This window comes from Streptomyces sp. NPDC001380 (assembly GCF_042895785.1).
GTDB lineage: Bacteria > Actinomycetota > Actinomycetes > Streptomycetales > Streptomycetaceae > Peterkaempfera.
On sequence record NZ_JBIAWP010000021.1, the window covers coordinates 13659 to 30336 of the forward strand.

Sequence of the window (16678 nt, forward strand, 5' to 3'; positions counted from 1 at the left end):
GGGCCGGCCGCCGGGCGGGCCCGCCCGGCGGAGGCGATGACCCCCGGCGGGCGGCGGACGGTGGGCGGTGGGCGGTGGGCGGTGGGCGGTGGGCGGTGGGCGGTACCGCCGGGACGGCGTTCGCGGCGGGCACCGCTCCACCTGCCGCTGCGCCGCTCCGCGGTGCCGGCCGTGTCCGGCCGCCGGGCGGGCCGCACCGCCGCGGGATGCGCGCGGCGTCAGCCGGTGACCGCCACCGTGACGTCGTAGGAGGACTGGGCCGGTGAGCAGGGCCTCGCCTCGCCGCAGGACCTCCGGAAGGCGGTGATGCGGGCGGTTCCCGGCTGCCGCGCGGTGAAGCGGGCGGTGGCGGTGCCGCAGCCCCCGCCGGGCCGGCAGGTCGCGCCGGGGCTGGTCGCGCCGCCGGCGGCCGGTGCCAGCACCTTCGGGGCGGAGGCCGCGGGGATCGACCAGTAGGTGCTGTGGAGCAGGACCGTGACGGCCGTTCCGGTGCGCACCCGGACGGCGGTCCCGGCGGAGCGCTCGTCGAGGGTGACCGCTCCGGCCGCCGGCGTACCGGGGCCGGATGCGGATGCGGACGTGGACGCCGTCGCCGGCGGACGGCCGCCGGAGGCGGGGAGGCCGCCGCCCCCCGACGAGCAGGCGGCGGCGCCGGCGGTCAGGACGAGGGCGAGCAGGGCGCCGGTCGCGGGCCGGCTGCGCCGGCGGTCCGGTCGGGTGGGCACGGGTCCTCCTGGAGCCGGGGTGTGCTGCGGTGCGCGCCTGTGGGGGCGGTCCGGGCGGACCGCCCCCACAGGGCCGGGACGACGCCGTGTCAGGAGGCGTTCAGGGCGGTGTCGTCGAGGACGAACGAGGTCTGGAGGCTGGAGTCCTCGGTGCCGGTGAACTTGAGGGTCACCGTCTGCCCGGCGTAGCCGGACAGGTCGAAGGACTTGAGGGCGTAGCCGGTGGCCGCGTTCAGGTTGGAGTAGGTGGCGAGGGTGGTGCTGCCGACCTGGACGGTCAGCTTGTCGTAGGCGGAGGTCGTGGTGGTCTCCGCGGTGTCGACGTGCAGGTAGAAGGAGAAGGTCGCCTTGCAGCCGGCCGGGATGGTCACCGACTGGGAGACGGTGTCCGTGTGGGCGCTGCCGTAGCCGTTCATCCAGGCCTTCCAGCTGCCCGAGTGGGCGGGCTCACCGGTGGAGTTGTCGATCACGCCGGTGCTGGCGGTCCAGGGGGCGGCGGTGCCGGTCTCGAAGCCGGGGTTGCCGAGCTTCTGGCCCGGGCTCGGGCAGCCGCCGCCGGTGGTGCCGACGGTCCAGGTGAAGGAGGTGCTGCCGGTGGCGCCCGTGCCGTCCTTGGCGGTGACGGTCACGGAGGAGGTGCCCGCCGTGGTCGGGGTGCCGCTGATCAGGCCGCCGGAGGAGATGGACAGCCCGGCCGGGAGCCCGGTCGCGGTGTAGGTGAGCGTCTGGCCCGAGGCCGAGTCCGAGCCCGACATCTGCAGGGAGACGGCGGTGCCCACGGTGCCGCTCTGGTTGCCGGGGTTGTTCACGGTGACCGTGTTGCCCGTGGTGCCGCCGACGATCGCGTGCGAGATGGCGCAGGAGTTGGTGTCGTTCGACCAGCTGGCCTGCTCGGCGAAGGTGCCGGTGCCCATGGTGACGTTGGCCGCGCCGCCGGTGCTGCCGGGCGCGATCCAGGCGCACTCGTCGGAGTTCTCCTGGCCGTTGTACGAGCTGCCGGTGTGGTTGGTCCAGCCGCCGGCCGGGTTCTGGTCCGACATCATCTCGTGCCACTCGTGGCCGAGCGTCATGGTCCAGCCGTCGAGGGTGCCGGGGGAGTTGACGAAGCCGACGCCGCAGCCCGCGCCCGAGTCGATGTTGTACGGCTGGTTGCTGAAGGCGACGTCGCCGACGGTCGAGGAGACCGCACCGCCGGTCAGCGTGGTGTCGCCGTTCCAGTCGTGCCAGGCGCAGTACTGGCCCTGGTAGTTGTCCGGGTTGGTGCCGTGCGGCGAGAGGATGACGTAGTAGGCGTTCCGGTTCGCCGCCGCGGTGGTGTTGCCGAAGTGGCCGGCCGCCTTGACGGCCTCGACGCCGAGCTGGTGGCCGGTGGCGGCGCTCGGCGAGGCCGCCGAGTTGTCGTACCACACGCCGCTCAGCACGCCGCCGCTCTGGTACGGGATGAAGTTGGCGTTCGCCGGGCAGCTGGTCGCGCCGGTCGGCACGTTCGGGCCGTCGCACCACTGCGTCAGCTCGGCCGACCACCGCTCGTTGCCGGTGCCGATGCCCTTGAACATCTCCTGGGCGGCGGCGGCGGCGCCGTTCGCGTCGCCGGAGAACGTCAGGTCCCCGCTGCTGTTGGTGCTCTGGGTGCCCCACTGGGTCCCGTAGAAGACCAGGTAGACCTTGGAGTGCCCGCTCTGGACGCCGATGCCGTCCACGCCGCCGCCGTAGGAGAGCGTCTGGCTTCCGGTCGCGACGCTCGCCTGCTGGTTGGCCTTGGCCCAGGCCTTCATCTTCGCGTGCTGCTGAAGGGTCGGCACGACGCCGTGGCGGTAGTCGTGCCCGTAGGCCGGGCTGTACGGGTTGGTGACGGGGTTGCTGTGCGCGGTGCGGGCCGCGGGGGCGGCGGCCGGTGCGGCGGCCAGCGCCTGGGGTGTGGCGGCCAGCATGCCGCCGGACACCAGGGCTGCGGTGGACAGCAGGGCGGTGGCCCCGCGACGGGTCATCCGGCCGAGTCGGCCGGATCTCCCGTGGTCCGTGTTCTGCGAACGCAAGTGACTGCCCTCCAAGGGGGTCGGGGGCCCTGCGGCGGGGAGTTCGCCTGCTATGTCCAGTTCATGACAACACATGATCCGGGACATGACGGGTCCACAGCTGCCGGCGGGCTTCGAGGAGCGCGCATTCAGGGGTGAGGGGTGCCACCCCGATGAGTGGTGGCAATCGATGATGCTAGGGACCGCCGTCCACGGGGGCCACGGGTGCATGGGCAAAGACTTCCCCCCGGAAGCGTCAAGGCCGGGTGGAGGGCCGGGGCGCCGGGGCGGGGGAGCGGCGGGCCGCGGCGCCCGGCCGCCGATCCGGGAGGGCGGCGGCGGCCCGGTGCCGATCGGCGGTAGCGTGACGCCGTGGACGCGGACGACGGACCGGTCAACGACCTCATCGCCCTGGGGCTGTCGCGCTACGAGGCCCGGGTGTACCTCGCCCTGGTCAGGCGCGAGTCGTACACCGCGGCCGAGGCGGCGCGCGAGGCCGACGTGCCCCGCCAGCGCATCTACGACGTGCTGGACGGCCTGGTGCGGCGCCGGCTCGCCGTGGCCCGCCCGGGCAGGGTCGCCACCTTCTCGGCGGTCGCACCCGGGCTCGCCACCGCCCGGCTGATGACGCTGCAAAGGGAGTCCCTGGACCGGCTGGAGCGGGTGTCCGCGGCCCTGACCGCCGCGCTCCTGCCGGTCTGGTCCGACGGGCGCACCCACACCGACCCGCTCGACTACATCGAGGTGCTGCGCGAGCCCGGCGCCATCGCCGAGCGGTTCGCCGACATCCAGGAGCAGGCGGGCCGCGAACTCCTGAGCTTCTGCAAGCCGCCCTTCGTCGCCCCGGCCGCCAACACCGAGGGCATCGCCGTGGTCCGCAGGCTGCACCGGGCGGGCGGCCGGGTGCGGGCGGTCTACACGCACGACGCACTCGACGACGCCGAGACGCTCGACAACGTCAGGTCCTTCGCCGAGGCGGGGGAGGAGGCCCGGTTCACCGCCGGGCTGCCGATGAAGCTCGTCATCGCCGACGCCTCGCTCGTGCTGTGCGACATGCCGGACCCGGTCGCCGGCACCGGCGCCACCACCGCGCTCTACATCGAGCACCCGGCGCTCGCGGCCTGCCTCCGGCTGGCCTTCGAGAGCGTCTGGCAGTGCGCCGAGCCGGCCGCCGGGGCGCGCGCCGCCCGGTGACCGGCAGCCCCCGGCCCCGGGGACGCCCGTGCGGCGCCGGGCCGCCGCCGGTGGCGCACCCGCCCGGCCGGGGAGGCCCGGCCCGGCGGCCCGCTACCGCTCCGGTTTCCGGGCCTCGATGAGGAACCGCTGTGCGTGGGCGACGAAGGGGCCGTGCCGTTCGATGAAGCCGTGGAGTTCCGCGAGACGGCCGCGGTGGGCGTCCACCGTGAAGCCCGGGACGATCCAGACCACCTTCCGCAGGAAGTGGACCACCGCGGCGATGTCGTGGAACTCCATCCGCAGCGCCTCCTGGCGCAGGTCGAGCACCTCCAGGCCGGCGGCCTCCGCGTCCGCCACCGCCGTCAGGGGGCTGCGGGACGGGTGCACGGGCCGGGGGCCCGTCATGAGGTCGGTCAGCTCCCGGACGGACCCCGCCCCCACCTGCTGGGAGAGGTACGTGCCCCCGGGGTGGAGGACGCGGTGGACCTCGTCCCGGCGGACCGTGGTCGGGTGCCGGCTCACCACCAGGTCGAAGCGGTCCGGCGGGAAGGGGAGGTCGGCCGTGTCGTCGACGTGGACGACGGCGGCGCCGAGCGGGGCCAGGGTGCGCCGCGCGATCTCCAGGTTCGGCGGCCACGACTCGGTGGCCGCGAGGAACGGCGGGGCGGCCGGGACCGAGGCGAGCACCTCGCCGCCGCCGGTCTGGACGTCGAGGGCCGCCTCCGCCTCGGCCGTCCTGGCGGCGAGCAGTCCCGCGTAGCCCCAGGACGGACGCTCCTCGGTCGCCCGTCCCGCGAACCACGAGAAGTCCCAGCCCTCGGTCGGGACGGCCTCGCCCTCGGCGGCGAGGTCCTCGAACGCGGACGGGCTGCCGGATGCGGGCGGGCTCCCGGGCGCGGACGGGTTGCCCGGCGCGGGCGGGCTCCTGGGCGCGGACGGGTTCTCGGGTGCGGACACGGGGCGAGGCCGGCAGGCCGCCGCGGCCCCGTGCAACCGGATATGCGCCGCCGGGCACCCCGTCAGCGGGCCGCGAGCACCGGGAGCGCGCCGGGCAGGACGTCGAGGGTGTACCGGCTGCCGCCGCCCCCGACCAGCTCCCCGTCCTGCTCGAAGACGAGGGGGTGTCCGTCGGTGCGTTCGACCGTGATGCGGCGGCCGCGTGCGCAGACCACCTCGGGGCGGTCCACGTGCCCTCCGTCGAGGGCGAGCCGCGGCAGGTCGCCCAGCGGGATCCCGGCCCCGACCACGCACACGTCGAGCAGTCCGTCGTCGAGCACGGAGCCGGGCAGCAGCCGGAACCGGCCGCCGCGGTGGCGTCCGCCCCCGACGTTGGCGAGGACGGTGGCGCCCTCGTGGACCACCTCGCCGTCCACGAGGACGCGGCCCGGGTAGGGGCGGAAATCCCGCAGGGTCTCCGCGACCGCGACGGCGTAGCGGTCGCGCCCGGCCACCCCGGTGACGCCGCGCACGGTGACCAGCGCCTGCGCCACCACGCCCGAGCAGGCGCCGAGGACGGCCAGGCTGCCGGTCTCCTCGATGCGCGCCAGGTCGATCCGGCGGGTCGGCGCGCCGGCCAGCGCCTCGTCGAGGGTGGACCGCCACGAGCGGTCCCCCCAGAGTTCCCGGTGGAAGGAGTTGCCGGTGCCTCCGGGCAGCACCAGCAGGACCGGCCGGCGGTCCGGGGCGCCGCCGTGCACCAGTCCGTGCGCCACGTCGTGGACGGTGCCGTCGCCGCCGACGGAGACGACGGTGGCGGGCCCGCCCGGGGCGGCCGCTGCGGCCGCGAGCCCGCGGGCGTGTCCGGGATGCTCGGTGAGGACCAGTTCGACCGCCGCGCCGGCCGCCTCGAGGCGGCGCGCGACGTTCTCCGGCCGTACCCGGGAGGAGTCCCGGCCCGCGGCCGGGTTGGCGATCACCAGGGCCGACTGCATCCGGACTCCCCCGTTCGGTTCGCCCGCGCCGCCGGACCGCGGGCGGCGGCCGGCGGCGGTGGGGCCGGCGGCGGTGGCGCTTGCGGCGGTGGCGGTCCGGCGGTTCGGCGGAGAGGGCAGGATTCGAACCTGCGTGGGCTTGCACCCGTACCGGATGGCTCCGGAACCCCGTTGGGCCGCTTCGGGTACCTCTCCCTGCTGCGCCACCCATCCTGCGGCAGCGCGCTGAGACGCCGCTGAGACACCCCTGAGACGCCGCCGGGAGTCCGCCGGGACGGGCGTGACGCCAGGTCAGGCGGGTGCGGTCCCGGGCTCGGGGTCGCCCAGGCCGCGGTGGGCCAGCTCCAGGACGGCGGCGGTGACGGCGTCGAGGTCGATGTCCTCCCGGCGGCTGATCAGGTCGTCGAGCAGCCCGTCCGCCGCGTGGAAGACCAGGCGGCAGGCCAGCCGGGTGTCCTGGGCGCTGAAGGCGCCCGCCAGGGTCCCCCGCGCGACGAAGTCGGCCATCAGGTCGACGACCCGCTGGTTGGAGAGGCGGCACAGCTCCAGGGCGCGCCCGTTCGCCGACTGGTAGACGATCCGGTGCAGCTCCGCGTTGCCCACGGCGTGCTCCACCAGGGCCCGGATCAGGCGGTCCAGCGTCGGCCACCAGGCCCCGCCCTCGTCGAGGAGGGTGCGGGTGGTCTCCAGGAAGCGGTCGACGTAGCGCTCCCACAGGGCGCCGAGGAGGTGCTCCTTGGAGTCGAAGTACAGGTAGAAGGTGCCCTTGGCCACCTCGGCGGCCTCGGTCACCTCGGCCACGGTCGCCGAGGCGAAGCCCTTGTCCCGGAACACCCGTGCCGCGCCCAGGAGGAGGCTCTCCCGGCGGTCCTCCGGGCTCCTGGTCACGCGCCTGCGGCGGGGCGCGGTGCCTGCGGTGGCTGTCATGGTCCTCACCTTGGTTCCACTCGACGGTGCTCCCAATCTACATCCGCAACGCCGGTGACTGACCGTCGGTCATTGACTGACTGACCGTCGGTCATTATCGTGCTGGGGGCCCGGCGGACGTGTCGTGCACCCCACCCCGCGCAGCCGCCGCCCGACGAGGCGGCCACTCCACGAAACAGGGGGAACCCCCGATGACCGAGAGCACCGGAAGCGGCAGCCGCAAGGGGCTGCTGCTGGCCTTCCTCTGCTTCGGCGTGTTCATGGTCTACCTGGACGCCACGATCGTGAACGTGGCGCTGCCGAACATCCAGCAGGACCTGGGCGCCGACATCACCCAGCTGCAGTGGATCATCGACGCCTACACGCTCACCTTCGCGTGCCTGCTGCTGACCTCCGGCACCCTCGGCGACATCCTCGGCCGCCGGCGGCTCTTCCTCGGCGGACTGGCCGGCTTCACGCTCGCCTCCGTGGCCTGCGCCCTCTCGGGCAGCATCGGGCTGCTGCTCGCCGCCCGCGCGGTCCAGGGCGTCTGCGGCTCGATCATGATCCCGGTCTCCCTGGCGCTGGTGTCCGCCGCCCACACCGAGCCCGCCGCGCGCGCCAGGGCGATCGGCATCTGGGCCGGCCTCGGCGGCCTCGCCCTCTCCGCCGGCCCGGTGCTCGGCGGCCTCCTGGTCGACCGCTTCGGCTGGCAGAGCATCTTCTGGGTCAACCTGCCGATCGGCGCCGTCGCCGTCGCCGTCCTGCCGCGGCTGCTCACCGAGAACCGCCCGGCCCGCTCCCGCCGCCCGGACCCCGTCGGCCAGCTGCTCTTCATCGCCGCCGTCGCCGCGCTCGCGTACGGCCTCATCGAGGGCAACAACCGCGGCTGGGGCTCCGGTCCCATCGTCGGCTCGTTTGCCGGCTCGGCCGCGGCCCTGCTGGCCTTCGTCCTCTGGGAGCTGCGCCGGCCCGACCCGATGCTGCCGCTCGGCCTCTTCCGCAGCCCCGTCGTCGTGGTGGCCGGCGTGGTCAACTTCCTGAGCCTGTTCGGCCTGTTCGCCGCCATCTTCCTGCTCACCCTGTACCTGCAGAGCATCAACGGCCTGAGCACCGTCGGGACCGGGGTGCGGTTCCTGGCGCTCACCGTCCCGATCATGGTCGCCTCCTTCGCGGCCAGCGTCCTCGCCGCCAGGGCCGGCTCCCGATGGCCCATCGTGGCCGGTTCGGTGCTCTCCGCCGCCGGCCTGCTCGCCCTCACCCGGACCGAGCCCGGGACCGGCTTCGGCGGCTACTGGTGGGCGCTGGTCCTGCTCGGCGCCGGCGTCTCGCTGACCGGTGCGCCCGCCACCGTCGCCCTGCTCGGCTCGGTGCCGCCCGAGCAGGCCGGCACCGCCTCCGGCGTCTCCAACACCTTCCGCCAGGTCGGCGCCGTCTTCGGCGTGGCCCTGGCCGGGGCCCTGCTGGTGCGCCGCCTCGGCGACGGCCTGCCCGGCGCCCTCGCCGCCGTCCCCATGCCCGACGCCGTGCGCTCCAGGGCCGTCGCGCTGCTCGGCGACGGCGACCTCTCCCGGATCCGGCTGCTCCCCGCCGGACTCCGCCGCCCGGTGCTGCAGGCCGTCGGCCCGGTCTACGTGGACGGACTGCACCTCGTGATGACGGTCGCCGCCGTGGGCACCCTGGCCGGCGGGGTCTGCGCCCTGCTCTTCCTCAGGGGCGCCCGGGACCGGGCCCCGGCGCCCGCGGCCGGGGCGGCCGGGGCGGACCGTCCCGCGGCGGAGGCCGCCCGGTGAACGCCGCCCCCGGACCCGGCGCGGACCCGCGGAACCCCCCGAGCCTGATCATCCGGCTCGCCGGATGGGCCGCCGCACTCCGGCTCGACGACGCCCCCGGGCGCGTCACCGCCCACCTCAGGAGCCAGCTGCTCAGCCAGCTCGCCGCGGCCCGCGCCGGGTACGCCCACCCCCTCGGGGCGAGGATCCTCCGGGCCTGGGGCGGCCCGCTCCAGGCCGACCCCGGCCGGGCGGCCCGCACCCTGGCCGCGGCCACCATCTGCCTCGACTACGACGACACCGCCTACGCCGGGCACCTGTCCCACTCCACCGTCAACGTGCCCCTCGCGTACGCCCGCCCGCTCCGCCTGTCCGGCCGCGGACTGCTCACCGCCGTCCTCGCCGCCAACGAGTGCGCCGCCCGGATCACCGCGGCCGCCACCCTCGGGCCGTTCCGCGGCCAGACCGCCGGGCACACCCACCTGGCCGGAGCGGTGGCGGGGCGGCTGCGCGCCGAGGACGCCCCGGCGGCCACCTGGGCGAACGCCCTCGGGCTCGCCTTCTCGGTGCCGACCTGGACGCTCCCGCGCGGCTTCTTCACCACCGACGCGAAGCTGCTCACCGCCGCCGCGCCGCTGCAGACCGCGCTGAGCGCCTGCGACGGCGCCGCCGCCGGCCTGCTCGGGCCGGACGACATCCTGGAGCACCCGGCCGGCTTCCTGGACCGCTTCGCCGACCTGCCGCTCCCCGAGGAGGCCGTGGCCGGACTGGGCACCTGCTGGTACACCGAGACGCTGTCCTACAAGGTCCACCCCGGCAGCGCCTACACCAGCGCGGCGGTCGACTGCGCGGTCGAGCTGCACCGGGACCTGCCCGGCCTGCGGCCCGAGGAGGTGGCCGACGTCCTGGTCGAGGGCTCGCTGTTCACCAGCGGCCTCGACCGGATCTCCCGCCGGCAGGCCGTCGGGCCGGACTCCAGCGTCGCCGCGCTCAACTTCTCCCTCCCGTACAACGTGGCCACCGCGCTCCTCACCGGAGCCCTGCGGCCGGCCGACCTGGCACCGCCCGCGGTCGCGGAACCGGACCGGTGGGACCTGGCCGCCAAGGTCCGGACCGGCCACGATCCCGAACTCAGCAGGACCGCCCTGCTCGCCACCGCGCCGCTCGGCCAGGCGCTGCGCCGGGCCGGGGACCGGGCCGAGGGCTGGGTGCGGGCGGCCGACGCGGAGGCGGCCGACGCCCTGCCCCCGTCCTGGCCGCCGCCCGAGGAGGACTTCCGCCGCGCCCGCAAGGACCTGGGCGCCCGGCTCACCGTCCGGCTCCGGGACGGCCGCACGCTGCGCGCCGAACGCCGTACCGCGGTGGGCGCGGCCGGGAACGCCGGGGGCCCGGACCACGCCGACCTCGCCCGCCGGAAGTTCCTCGGCTGCGGGGGCCCCCCGGAGGCCGCCGACCTCGTGCAGGACCTCGAACGGCTGGGGCCCGAGGAGGTCGGGCGGCTGCTCGACCTCGCCCTCGGGGACGTCGGCCGCACCCACGGGCACTGACCGCACCCCCGGCCGCGGCCCCCGGCTGCGGCCGCCGACCCCGTCTCAGGGAAGGGACCCCGGTGGACACCACCTCGCTCCGGACCGCCTACACCGGCCTGCTCGACGCCGCCGCCGCAGCAGGGGCGGCGGCGCAGGCCGGCCGCCCGACCGCGGAACCGCCCGGGGAGCCGGGCGCGGAGCGGACCCTGGCCCACGTCGCCCTCGGCGACCGCCTGCTGGCCGCCGCCGCACGCCGGCTCCTGGAGGGCGCCACCCCGTCGGTCGACAACGCCCCCGCCGTGGACCCGGCGGCGATCGACGCCCTGACCTCCTCGGCCGGGCACGACGTCCTGGCGGACCTGGTCCGCCGGAACGCGGCGGAGCTGCTCGGCCTGGTGGAGCGGCTCCCGGACGACGCCGCACTCCGGCTTGTCCGGGTGCGCCTGGTGGACGGATCGGGCCGGGAGGCGTTCAGCGGCGAGGTCCCCTGGGGAGAGCTCCTGCGCGTGCGGGCCGAGGAGCACCTGCCCGGACACGCGGACCGGCTGCGGCGCCTGGCGGCGGCCGGCTGAACGGTGGCCCACAGGGGAGAGCGGAGGACGGGCATGGGGGAACGGCGCACGGGGGAGCGGCCGGGCACGGCGGCCGGGCACGGACCGGCGGCGCCGGTGCCGGGCGAGGACGGCGACCCGCACTGCCTGGGGGAGGGGGAGGCGCGCCGGCTGCTGGCCGGGCACCCCTGGCGCCGGCTGGTGGTCCTCGGCGGGAGCGCGGCCGACCCGTCGCCCGAACCCGTACCGGGCTACCGCAGCGCACCCTGGTACGACCGGGTCGCCTCCGCCCTGCGCACCGCCGGTGCCGAGCCGGCCTGCCTCGTCCTGCTCGGCCCGCGGGAGCTGGCCGTCGGTCGGGTGCGGTCCCAGCAGCTCGCCCGGGCGCTCGACTTCAGGAGCGACCTCGCGCTGGTCTGCTGCGACGGCACCGACCTCCTGCGGCCGTCCTTCGCCCCCGACGCGCTGGAGGTCGAACTGGAGCGGATCGTCACACCGCTGCGGGACGGCGGCGCCGACGTGCTGGTGGTGGGCCCGTACAGCCTCGCACACTCGGCACGGGCGCCGGAGCCGCTGCGGGAGTCGGTGGGGCTGCGGCAGCGGGTGCTGATGGAGCGGGCGCGCGCCGTGACGCTGCGCCACGGGGCGCTGCTGCTGGACCTGTCGGTGCTGCCGCTGCCGCTGCCGCTGCCGCTGCCGCTGCCGGGGACGGCGGTGCGGGGTGCGGACCGGATGCGGCCGGACGGCCGCGGCCACGCGGTCGCGGCCGCGGCGGCGGTCCGGCGGCTGGGCTCGTTCCTCGCCGGGCGGTGATCCTCGCCGGGCGGTGGTCCTCGCCGGGCGGTGGTCGGCGCCGGGCGGCGGCCCGCCCGGCGCCGGTGGTCCGCGTCAGCCCTCCAGGGCCTGCCCGAGCCGCTGGAGGGTGGTGCCCATACCCGCCCGGTTGACCAGGTGGCGGCCGGCCGGCCGGGTCCCGGTGAAGAGCCGTCCCAGCAGGGAGGCGGCCCGGCCGGCCCGGCCGGTGCGCAGGTCCTCCCGGTACTCGGTCACCCGCGTGCCGCCGTCCTGCGCCGCGAAGCGGTGGCCCCACCGGGCCACCGGCATCCGGAAGGCGGTCACCCGGAACTCGAGGCACCGCCCCGGGTCGGCCCGGGTCACCCGGCACTCGGTGAACCACACCCACGGGCCCCGGCGGTTGAGGCCGGCGAACCGGGTGCCCGCGGCCACGGGCGGGCGGGGCACCCGGACGGCCCGGCACTCGGGGCTCCACCGCCCCGTCGACCGCACGTCGGCGACCGCCCGGTACACCCGCTCGGGCTCCGCCGCGACGAGCACGGCCTCCTCGACGCTCCACCGGCGTTCCATCGGCCCGCGGCCCCCGCCCCTCCCGGCTCCGGCCCCTCCGGCCTCAGCCCCGGGTGAACAGAAGGACGCTGTTCTGCCCCCCGAACCCGAACGAGTTGCTCAGCGCCACCTCGACCGGCATCTCCCGCCCGGCCTTGGCCACCACGTCCAGCTCCACCGCCGGGTCCTGGCTCTCCAGGTTCGCGGTCGGCGGCACGAAGGACTGCTCGACCGTCAGCGCGGTCACCACCGCCTCGATCGCCCCCGCGGCGCCCAGGGAGTGGCCGACCACGCCCTTGACGGAGGTGACGGCGGGCCGGTCGCCCAGCACCCGGCGGATCATGCGGGCCTCGGTGGCGTCGTTGAGCGGCGTCGACGTGCCGTGCGCGTTGACGTGGTCCACGTCGCCCGGGTGCAGCCCGGCGTCCCGCAGGGCCGCCCGGACGGCGAGCTCGGCACCGGTGCCGTACGGCTCCGGAGCCGTCGCGTGGTAGGCGTCGGAGGAGGCGCCGTACCCGCTCACCACGGCCCGCACCCGCGCCCCGCGGGCCCGCGCGTCCTCGACCCGCTCCAGGACCAGCACGCCCGCCCCCTCGGCCGGCACGAACCCGTCCCGGTCGACGTCGAAGGGGCGCGAGGCCGCCTCCGGCCGGTCGCGGCGGCGCGACAGCGCGCCCATCTGGCTGAACCCGGTGATGATCGAGGGGACCAGGCACGCCTCGGTGCCCCCCGCGACGACCACGTCGCAGGCGCCGCTGCGCAGCAGGTCGCGCGCCACGCCCACCGCCGTCGTCCCCGAGGCGCAGGCCGTGGCCGTGACCAGGCTCGGTCCCCGTGCGCCGAACTCCATCGCCACGTAGCCCGCGGACATGTTGACCGACAGCATCGGGATGAGCAGCGGGGAGACCTTCAGCGGACCGTCGGACAGCAGGGTGCGGTGCTGCTTCTCCCAGGTCGCGGCGCCGCCGATGCCGTTGCCCAGCACCACGCCCATCCGGGCGCGGTCCCAGTGGTCGGGGTCCAGCCCGGCGTCGGCGAGGGCCTCGGCGGCCGCGGCCAGCGCGAACTGGCTGCAGCGGTCGATCCGCCAGGCCTTGCGCCGGCCGATGGCCCGCACCGGGTCGAAGCCGGTGACCGCGCAGCCGAAGCCGGCGGGCAGGCCGGACAGCTCCGGCACCGCGGTCGCGGCCGTGGCCGCTCCGGCCCGGATGCGCTCCCAGGACGCCGCCACCCCGACACCGGCGGCCGTGACGAGGCCGACCCCGGTGACGGCGGCGCCGAACGGGGCGGGGCCGCCCGGCATCAGGCCGCCACCGCCTTCCCGGCGATGACCTCGGCGGCGTGCGCCACGGTGTCGTTCGGGCCCAGGTCGTCGTCGGAGACCGGCACGCCGAACTCCTCCTGGGCCGCGATGGAGAGCTCCACCAGGGCCAGCGAGTCGAGTTCGAGGCCGCTGAAGGTGTCGTCCGGGGCGATCTCCTCCGGTTCGAGGCCGAAGCCGGAGACGAGCAGCTTGACCAGGCGGCCGTAGACGTCGTTCACGGGAGTGCTCCTCGGGTCGGGTCGGTGCGGTGCGGTGCGGTGGGGTGCGGTGCGGTTCCCGGGGGGTGCGTCGGCACGGCCGGCGCACGTCCTGAGGGAAGGTCAGAGGGCTTCCAGCGCAGGCCAGGCGAGTGCGCAGGCGCCCCAGGTGAGGCCGCCCCCGAAGGCGGTGAGCAGCACGCGGTCGCCCGGCCGCAGCGAGCCGGACCCGGCGGCGTCGGCGAGGGCCAGCGGGAGGGAGGCCGCCGCGGTGTTGCCGACCCGGTCGATGTTGACCGCGCAGCGGTCGCGGGCGATGCCGAGCCGGTCGGCGACGGCGTGCAGGATGCGCAGGTTGGCCTGGTGGGCCACCAGCAGGTCGGGTGCGTCCCAGCCGGTGCGGTCCAGCACGCTGCGCGCGGACCCGCTCATCCGCTCCACCGCGCTCCGGAAGACGGCCTTGCCCGCCATCCGGAAGTACGGGTCGTGCTCCGGCCCCGGCAGCGGGTCGCGCGACCCGCCGGACGGCACGGTGATCAGCTCGCTGCCGGTGCCGTCGCTGCCCAGGTCCAGCGGGCCCAGCGCGCCGGGCTCCGCCGGGTCCCCGGCCCTCAGCACCACCGCCCCGGCCCCGTCCCCGAAGATCGCGCGGGTGGAGCGGTCGGCGGGGTCCAGGAGGGTGGAGAAGGTGTCGGCCCCCACCACCAGGACCCGCCCGGCGGTGCCGGCGGCGATCAGCCCGGCGGCGGCGGCGAGCCCGTACAGGAACCCGGTGCACACCGCCGCCAGGTCGAAGGCGGGCGCGGTCCCCAGCCCGAGCCGGGCGGCGACCAGCGGCGCGGTGGCCGGGCAGCGGCGGTCCGGGGTGGTGGTCGCCACGATCACGGCGTCCGCCCCGCCGGACCCGCCGGACCCGGTGGCCCCCGCCGACTTCAGGGCGCGTTCCCCCGCCTCGACGGCCAGGTCCGAGGTGGCGGTGCCGGGGTCCACCACGCGGCGCTCCCCGATGCCGGTGCGGCTGCGGATCCACGCGTCGGAGGTGTCCAGCTGCCCGGCCAGCTCGGCGTTGGCCACCGTGCGGGGCGGCAGCGCGGTGCCCAGGCCGCAGAGGACCGCGGCCCGGTTCACCGCGCCCCCCGCGGGGCCGGGTCCTCGAGCCGCCGCACCTCGTCGCTGACCTCCCCCAGGTACGCGGACACCTCCCGGTACGACCGCACCAGGGGGACCTCGGCGTACGGCAGGGCGCTGCGCAGGCAGAACTCCTTGACCAGCGGCTGGGCCCGGCGCAGGTTGCAGCGCGGCATGGACGGGAAGAGGTGGTGCTCGATCTGGTAGTTGAGGCCGCCGTAGAAGAAGTCGCTGAACCGGTTCGGCAGCAGGTTGCGCGAGGTGGCGACCTGGCGGGTGAGCCAGTCCAGCTCCTCCGCCTCGCCGTCCCGTACGGGCAGGCCCTTGTGGTTGGGGGCGAACAGCAGCCCCATGTAGAAGCCGAACAGCGCCTGGTGCACCAGGACGAACGCGACCGCCTTGACCGGCGGGAGCACGAGGAACACGGCGGCGGTGTAGGCGGCCAGGTGCAGGGTGAGCACGGCCAGTTCGGCGTTCCGGTGGCGGCGCAGCGCGCCCCTGCGGGCCGCCACGTAGCCGGACAGGTGCAGCCGGAGGCCCTCCATCATGATCAGCACGTAGAACATCCACGCCTGGTGGCGCACGATGAACCGGGAGACCGCGCCGGGGCGGCCGTGCCGCTGGCCGGGGTCGAAGATCACCTGGCGGCGCAGGATGTCGGGGTCCATCGACAGGTGGTTGGGGAAGTTGTGGTGCCGGGTGTGGTGGCCCACCCACCAGCCGAAGCTCACCCCGGTGAGCACGTCGCCGTGCAGGTAGCCGACCACCTCGTTGCCGCGCCTGGTGCGGAAGATCTGGCGGTGCCCGGCGTCGTGGCCGACCAGGGCGGTCTGCCCGAAGGCGAAGGCCAGCCAGACCGCGACGGCGAGTTGCCACCAGGAGTCGCCGAGCACGGCGAAGGCCGTCCAGCCGGCGGCGAACAGGACCGCGTTGGCGGCGGTCCTCAGGGCGAAGTAGCCGGGGCGGGCGTCCATCAGCCCCGCGTCGCGGACGATCCGGGTGACCTCCTCGAGCGTGCCGGTCACGGGGACGTCGGGCCAGACCGGCCGGTGCTGCGGAGCCTGGTCGAGCGAGGTCACAGCGCCTCCTCCAGGCCCATGTACGCGAGCCGGGCCCGCTGCATCCGGCCGGCCCACTCATGCGCGGTCCGCTCCCGCTCCTCGGCGGTGGTGTCCACCAGGCGGCGGCCGGGCCACACCTCGTAGTCGCCGGCCAGCGCGCCGTGCTCCTCCAGGCCCTGCTGGAACAGCACCTCGCGGCGGTGGACCAGCTCGGCGGACGGCAGCTCGGCCCAGAGCCGCATGCCGTCCCGGACGAGGGCGAGGATCCGGGGCTTCTCCTCCGGGTGTTTCAGCAGGTACTCGCGGGCGATCGAGCTGCCGACCGTCAGGTGGCGGATCTCGTCGATCCCGGCCCCGCGCTCGATCTCGGACGCGGCCGGGTCGAAGACCCGCCACTTGCGCTCGCTGAGCTCGGCGGCCGGCGCCAGCACGCCCTCGACCAGGACGGTCAGCACCACCACCCCGCCGATGAAGTCGCCCTCGTCCCGCAGGACGCGCAGCCCCAGCTCCTCCAGGGGGACCAGGACGCGGTCCCGGTCGGCGCCGGCGAGCCGCTCCACCTCCTGCTCCAGCTCGTGCGGCGCGATGCCCAGCGCCGGCAGGTGGCTGCGGAAGACCATGGCGTGCCGCGCCTCGTCCATCAGCTGCGTCGCGTAGAACTCCATGCAGTCGTTGTCGGGGGCGAGCGCCACCAGGTAGGAGATGGCCCGGGTGGCCTTCTCCTCGGCCATGGAGCGGAAGGCGAGCTCCTGGGTGAGCGCGTCGTTGAACGGGCCGGGTCGGCGCACGACGTCGAGGGTCCCGGCGTCCTCGGCGTGGCCGAGGACCCGGCCGCGGAGCGTGCCCTGCGGGACGGCGCGGAGCCAGTACTGCAGGTTGCACGAGGCGGCGGTGAGCTCCAGGTTCATGGCCCCGTCGACCAGGGAGGGGGCGCTCTCCCAGTCGGCCTCGGGGGGGTGTGCGGGTCCGGACATCGTCGACTCCTTGCGTCGGTGGACGGGCGGGGCGGGCGGCCTGCG

General features: G+C 76.1%; 16 protein-coding genes and 1 tRNA gene. 5 read left to right on the plus strand and 12 right to left on the minus strand.

Annotated elements, in window-relative coordinates; translation table 11 throughout:
* Positions 1-218 precede the first annotated feature (218 nt).
* Both ACFY07_RS22795 and ACFY07_RS22800 read right to left on the minus strand, forming a co-directional pair.
* Positions 219-725: a hypothetical protein gene (locus ACFY07_RS22795; protein WP_390871111.1), complete on the minus strand. Its 507-nt coding sequence runs from the start codon at positions 723-725 to the stop codon at positions 219-221.
* Between the two features lie 89 nt (positions 726-814).
* The gene (locus tag ACFY07_RS22800; RefSeq protein ID WP_390871112.1) at positions 815-2713 is read right to left on the minus strand and encodes a putative Ig domain-containing protein; all 1899 of its coding nucleotides are present in this window, start codon (positions 2711-2713) and stop codon (positions 815-817) included.
* Between the two features lie 399 nt (positions 2714-3112).
* On the opposite strand from ACFY07_RS22800, the gene ACFY07_RS22805 reads away from it, so the two are divergent.
* Positions 3113-3934, plus strand: coding sequence for a TrmB family transcriptional regulator (locus ACFY07_RS22805; RefSeq protein WP_390871114.1), 822 nt, complete (start codon positions 3113-3115; stop codon positions 3932-3934).
* Positions 3935-4027: 93 nt separating this feature from the next.
* On the opposite strand, the gene ACFY07_RS22810 is transcribed toward ACFY07_RS22805, so the two are convergent.
* From ACFY07_RS22810 to ACFY07_RS22825, 4 genes are all read right to left on the minus strand, one after another.
* Positions 4028-4873, minus strand: coding sequence for a class I SAM-dependent methyltransferase (locus ACFY07_RS22810; protein ID WP_390871116.1), 846 nt, complete (start codon positions 4871-4873; stop codon positions 4028-4030).
* A 62-nt stretch (positions 4874-4935) separates the two neighbouring features.
* Positions 4936-5847 (minus strand): diacylglycerol/lipid kinase family protein, encoded by a 912-nt coding sequence (locus ACFY07_RS22815; protein WP_390871117.1) that lies wholly within the window; start codon positions 5845-5847, stop codon positions 4936-4938.
* Between the two features lie 108 nt (positions 5848-5955).
* Positions 5956-6042: transfer RNA gene (locus ACFY07_RS22820), tRNA-Ser, on the minus strand.
* 96 nt (positions 6043-6138) lie between these two features.
* On the minus strand, positions 6139-6774 hold the full coding sequence (locus ACFY07_RS22825; protein ID WP_230653520.1) for a TetR/AcrR family transcriptional regulator: 636 nt from the start codon (positions 6772-6774) through the stop codon (positions 6139-6141).
* A gap of 191 nt (positions 6775-6965) precedes the next feature.
* Here ACFY07_RS22825 and ACFY07_RS22830 point away from each other — a divergent pair, with 191 nt between their 5' ends.
* The 4 genes from ACFY07_RS22830 to ACFY07_RS22845 all read left to right on the plus strand — a co-directional run bounded on the left by ACFY07_RS22830 (position 6966) and on the right by ACFY07_RS22845 (position 11418).
* A complete protein-coding gene (locus tag ACFY07_RS22830; RefSeq protein WP_390871119.1) occupies positions 6966-8546 on the plus strand; it encodes an MFS transporter in 1581 nt (526 codons plus the stop codon).
* The gene (locus tag ACFY07_RS22835; protein ID WP_390871121.1) at positions 8543-10072 is read left to right on the plus strand and encodes an MmgE/PrpD family protein; all 1530 of its coding nucleotides are present in this window, start codon (positions 8543-8545) and stop codon (positions 10070-10072) included. The genes ACFY07_RS22830 and ACFY07_RS22835 overlap by 4 nt, the downstream gene beginning before the upstream one ends.
* A 62-nt stretch (positions 10073-10134) precedes the next feature.
* Complete coding sequence (locus ACFY07_RS22840) at positions 10135-10626, plus strand: hypothetical protein (protein WP_390871123.1); 492 nt, start codon at positions 10135-10137, stop codon at positions 10624-10626.
* A gap of 33 nt (positions 10627-10659) precedes the next feature.
* Positions 10660-11418, plus strand: a complete 759-nt coding sequence (locus ACFY07_RS22845; protein WP_390871125.1) for an SGNH/GDSL hydrolase family protein — start codon at positions 10660-10662, stop codon at positions 11416-11418.
* A gap of 75 nt (positions 11419-11493) precedes the next feature.
* Here the strand turns inward: ACFY07_RS22845 and ACFY07_RS22850 are convergent, their stop codons facing one another.
* The 6 genes from ACFY07_RS22850 to ACFY07_RS22875 all read right to left on the minus strand — a co-directional run bounded on the left by ACFY07_RS22850 (position 11494) and on the right by ACFY07_RS22875 (position 16633).
* Positions 11494-11970, minus strand: coding sequence for an SRPBCC family protein (locus ACFY07_RS22850; protein WP_390871127.1), 477 nt, complete (start codon positions 11968-11970; stop codon positions 11494-11496).
* Between the two features lie 43 nt (positions 11971-12013).
* Complete coding sequence (locus ACFY07_RS22855; protein WP_390871129.1) at positions 12014-13252, minus strand: beta-ketoacyl-[acyl-carrier-protein] synthase family protein; 1239 nt, start codon at positions 13250-13252, stop codon at positions 12014-12016.
* Positions 13252-13491: an acyl carrier protein gene (locus tag ACFY07_RS22860; protein ID WP_390871131.1), complete on the minus strand. Its 240-nt coding sequence runs from the start codon at positions 13489-13491 to the stop codon at positions 13252-13254. The genes ACFY07_RS22855 and ACFY07_RS22860 overlap by 1 nt, the downstream gene beginning before the upstream one ends.
* 102 nt (positions 13492-13593) lie before the next feature.
* Positions 13594-14598: a beta-ketoacyl-ACP synthase III gene (locus ACFY07_RS22865; protein WP_390871133.1), complete on the minus strand. Its 1005-nt coding sequence runs from the start codon at positions 14596-14598 to the stop codon at positions 13594-13596.
* The gene (locus ACFY07_RS22870) at positions 14595-15677 is read right to left on the minus strand and encodes a fatty acid desaturase family protein (RefSeq protein ID WP_390871135.1); all 1083 of its coding nucleotides are present in this window, start codon (positions 15675-15677) and stop codon (positions 14595-14597) included. Before ACFY07_RS22870 ends, ACFY07_RS22865 begins: the two co-directional genes overlap by 4 nt.
* Positions 15674-16633: a VlmB-like protein gene (locus ACFY07_RS22875; protein WP_390871137.1), complete on the minus strand. Its 960-nt coding sequence runs from the start codon at positions 16631-16633 to the stop codon at positions 15674-15676. Before ACFY07_RS22875 ends, ACFY07_RS22870 begins: the two co-directional genes overlap by 4 nt.
* Between the last annotated feature and the right edge of the window lie 45 nt (positions 16634-16678).

Coding starts and splice junctions, on each gene's coding strand:
- ACFY07_RS22800 (WP_390871112.1), bottom strand. CDS start 2,713: ATGACCCGTCGCGGGGCCACCGCCCTGCTGTCCACCGCAGCCCTGGTG.
- ACFY07_RS22815 (WP_390871117.1), bottom strand. CDS start 5,847: ATGCAGTCGGCCCTGGTGATCGCCAACCCGGCCGCGGGCCGGGACTCC.
- ACFY07_RS22825 (WP_230653520.1), bottom strand. CDS start 6,774: ATGACAGCCACCGCAGGCACCGCGCCCCGCCGCAGGCGCGTGACCAGG.
- ACFY07_RS22830 (WP_390871119.1), top strand. CDS start 6,966: ATGACCGAGAGCACCGGAAGCGGCAGCCGCAAGGGGCTGCTGCTGGCC.
- ACFY07_RS22845 (WP_390871125.1), top strand. CDS start 10,660: ATGGGGGAACGGCGCACGGGGGAGCGGCCGGGCACGGCGGCCGGGCAC.
- ACFY07_RS22850 (WP_390871127.1), bottom strand. CDS start 11,970: ATGGAACGCCGGTGGAGCGTCGAGGAGGCCGTGCTCGTCGCGGCGGAG.
- ACFY07_RS22855 (WP_390871129.1), bottom strand. CDS start 13,252: ATGCCGGGCGGCCCCGCCCCGTTCGGCGCCGCCGTCACCGGGGTCGGC.
- ACFY07_RS22875 (WP_390871137.1), bottom strand. CDS start 16,633: ATGTCCGGACCCGCACACCCCCCCGAGGCCGACTGGGAGAGCGCCCCC.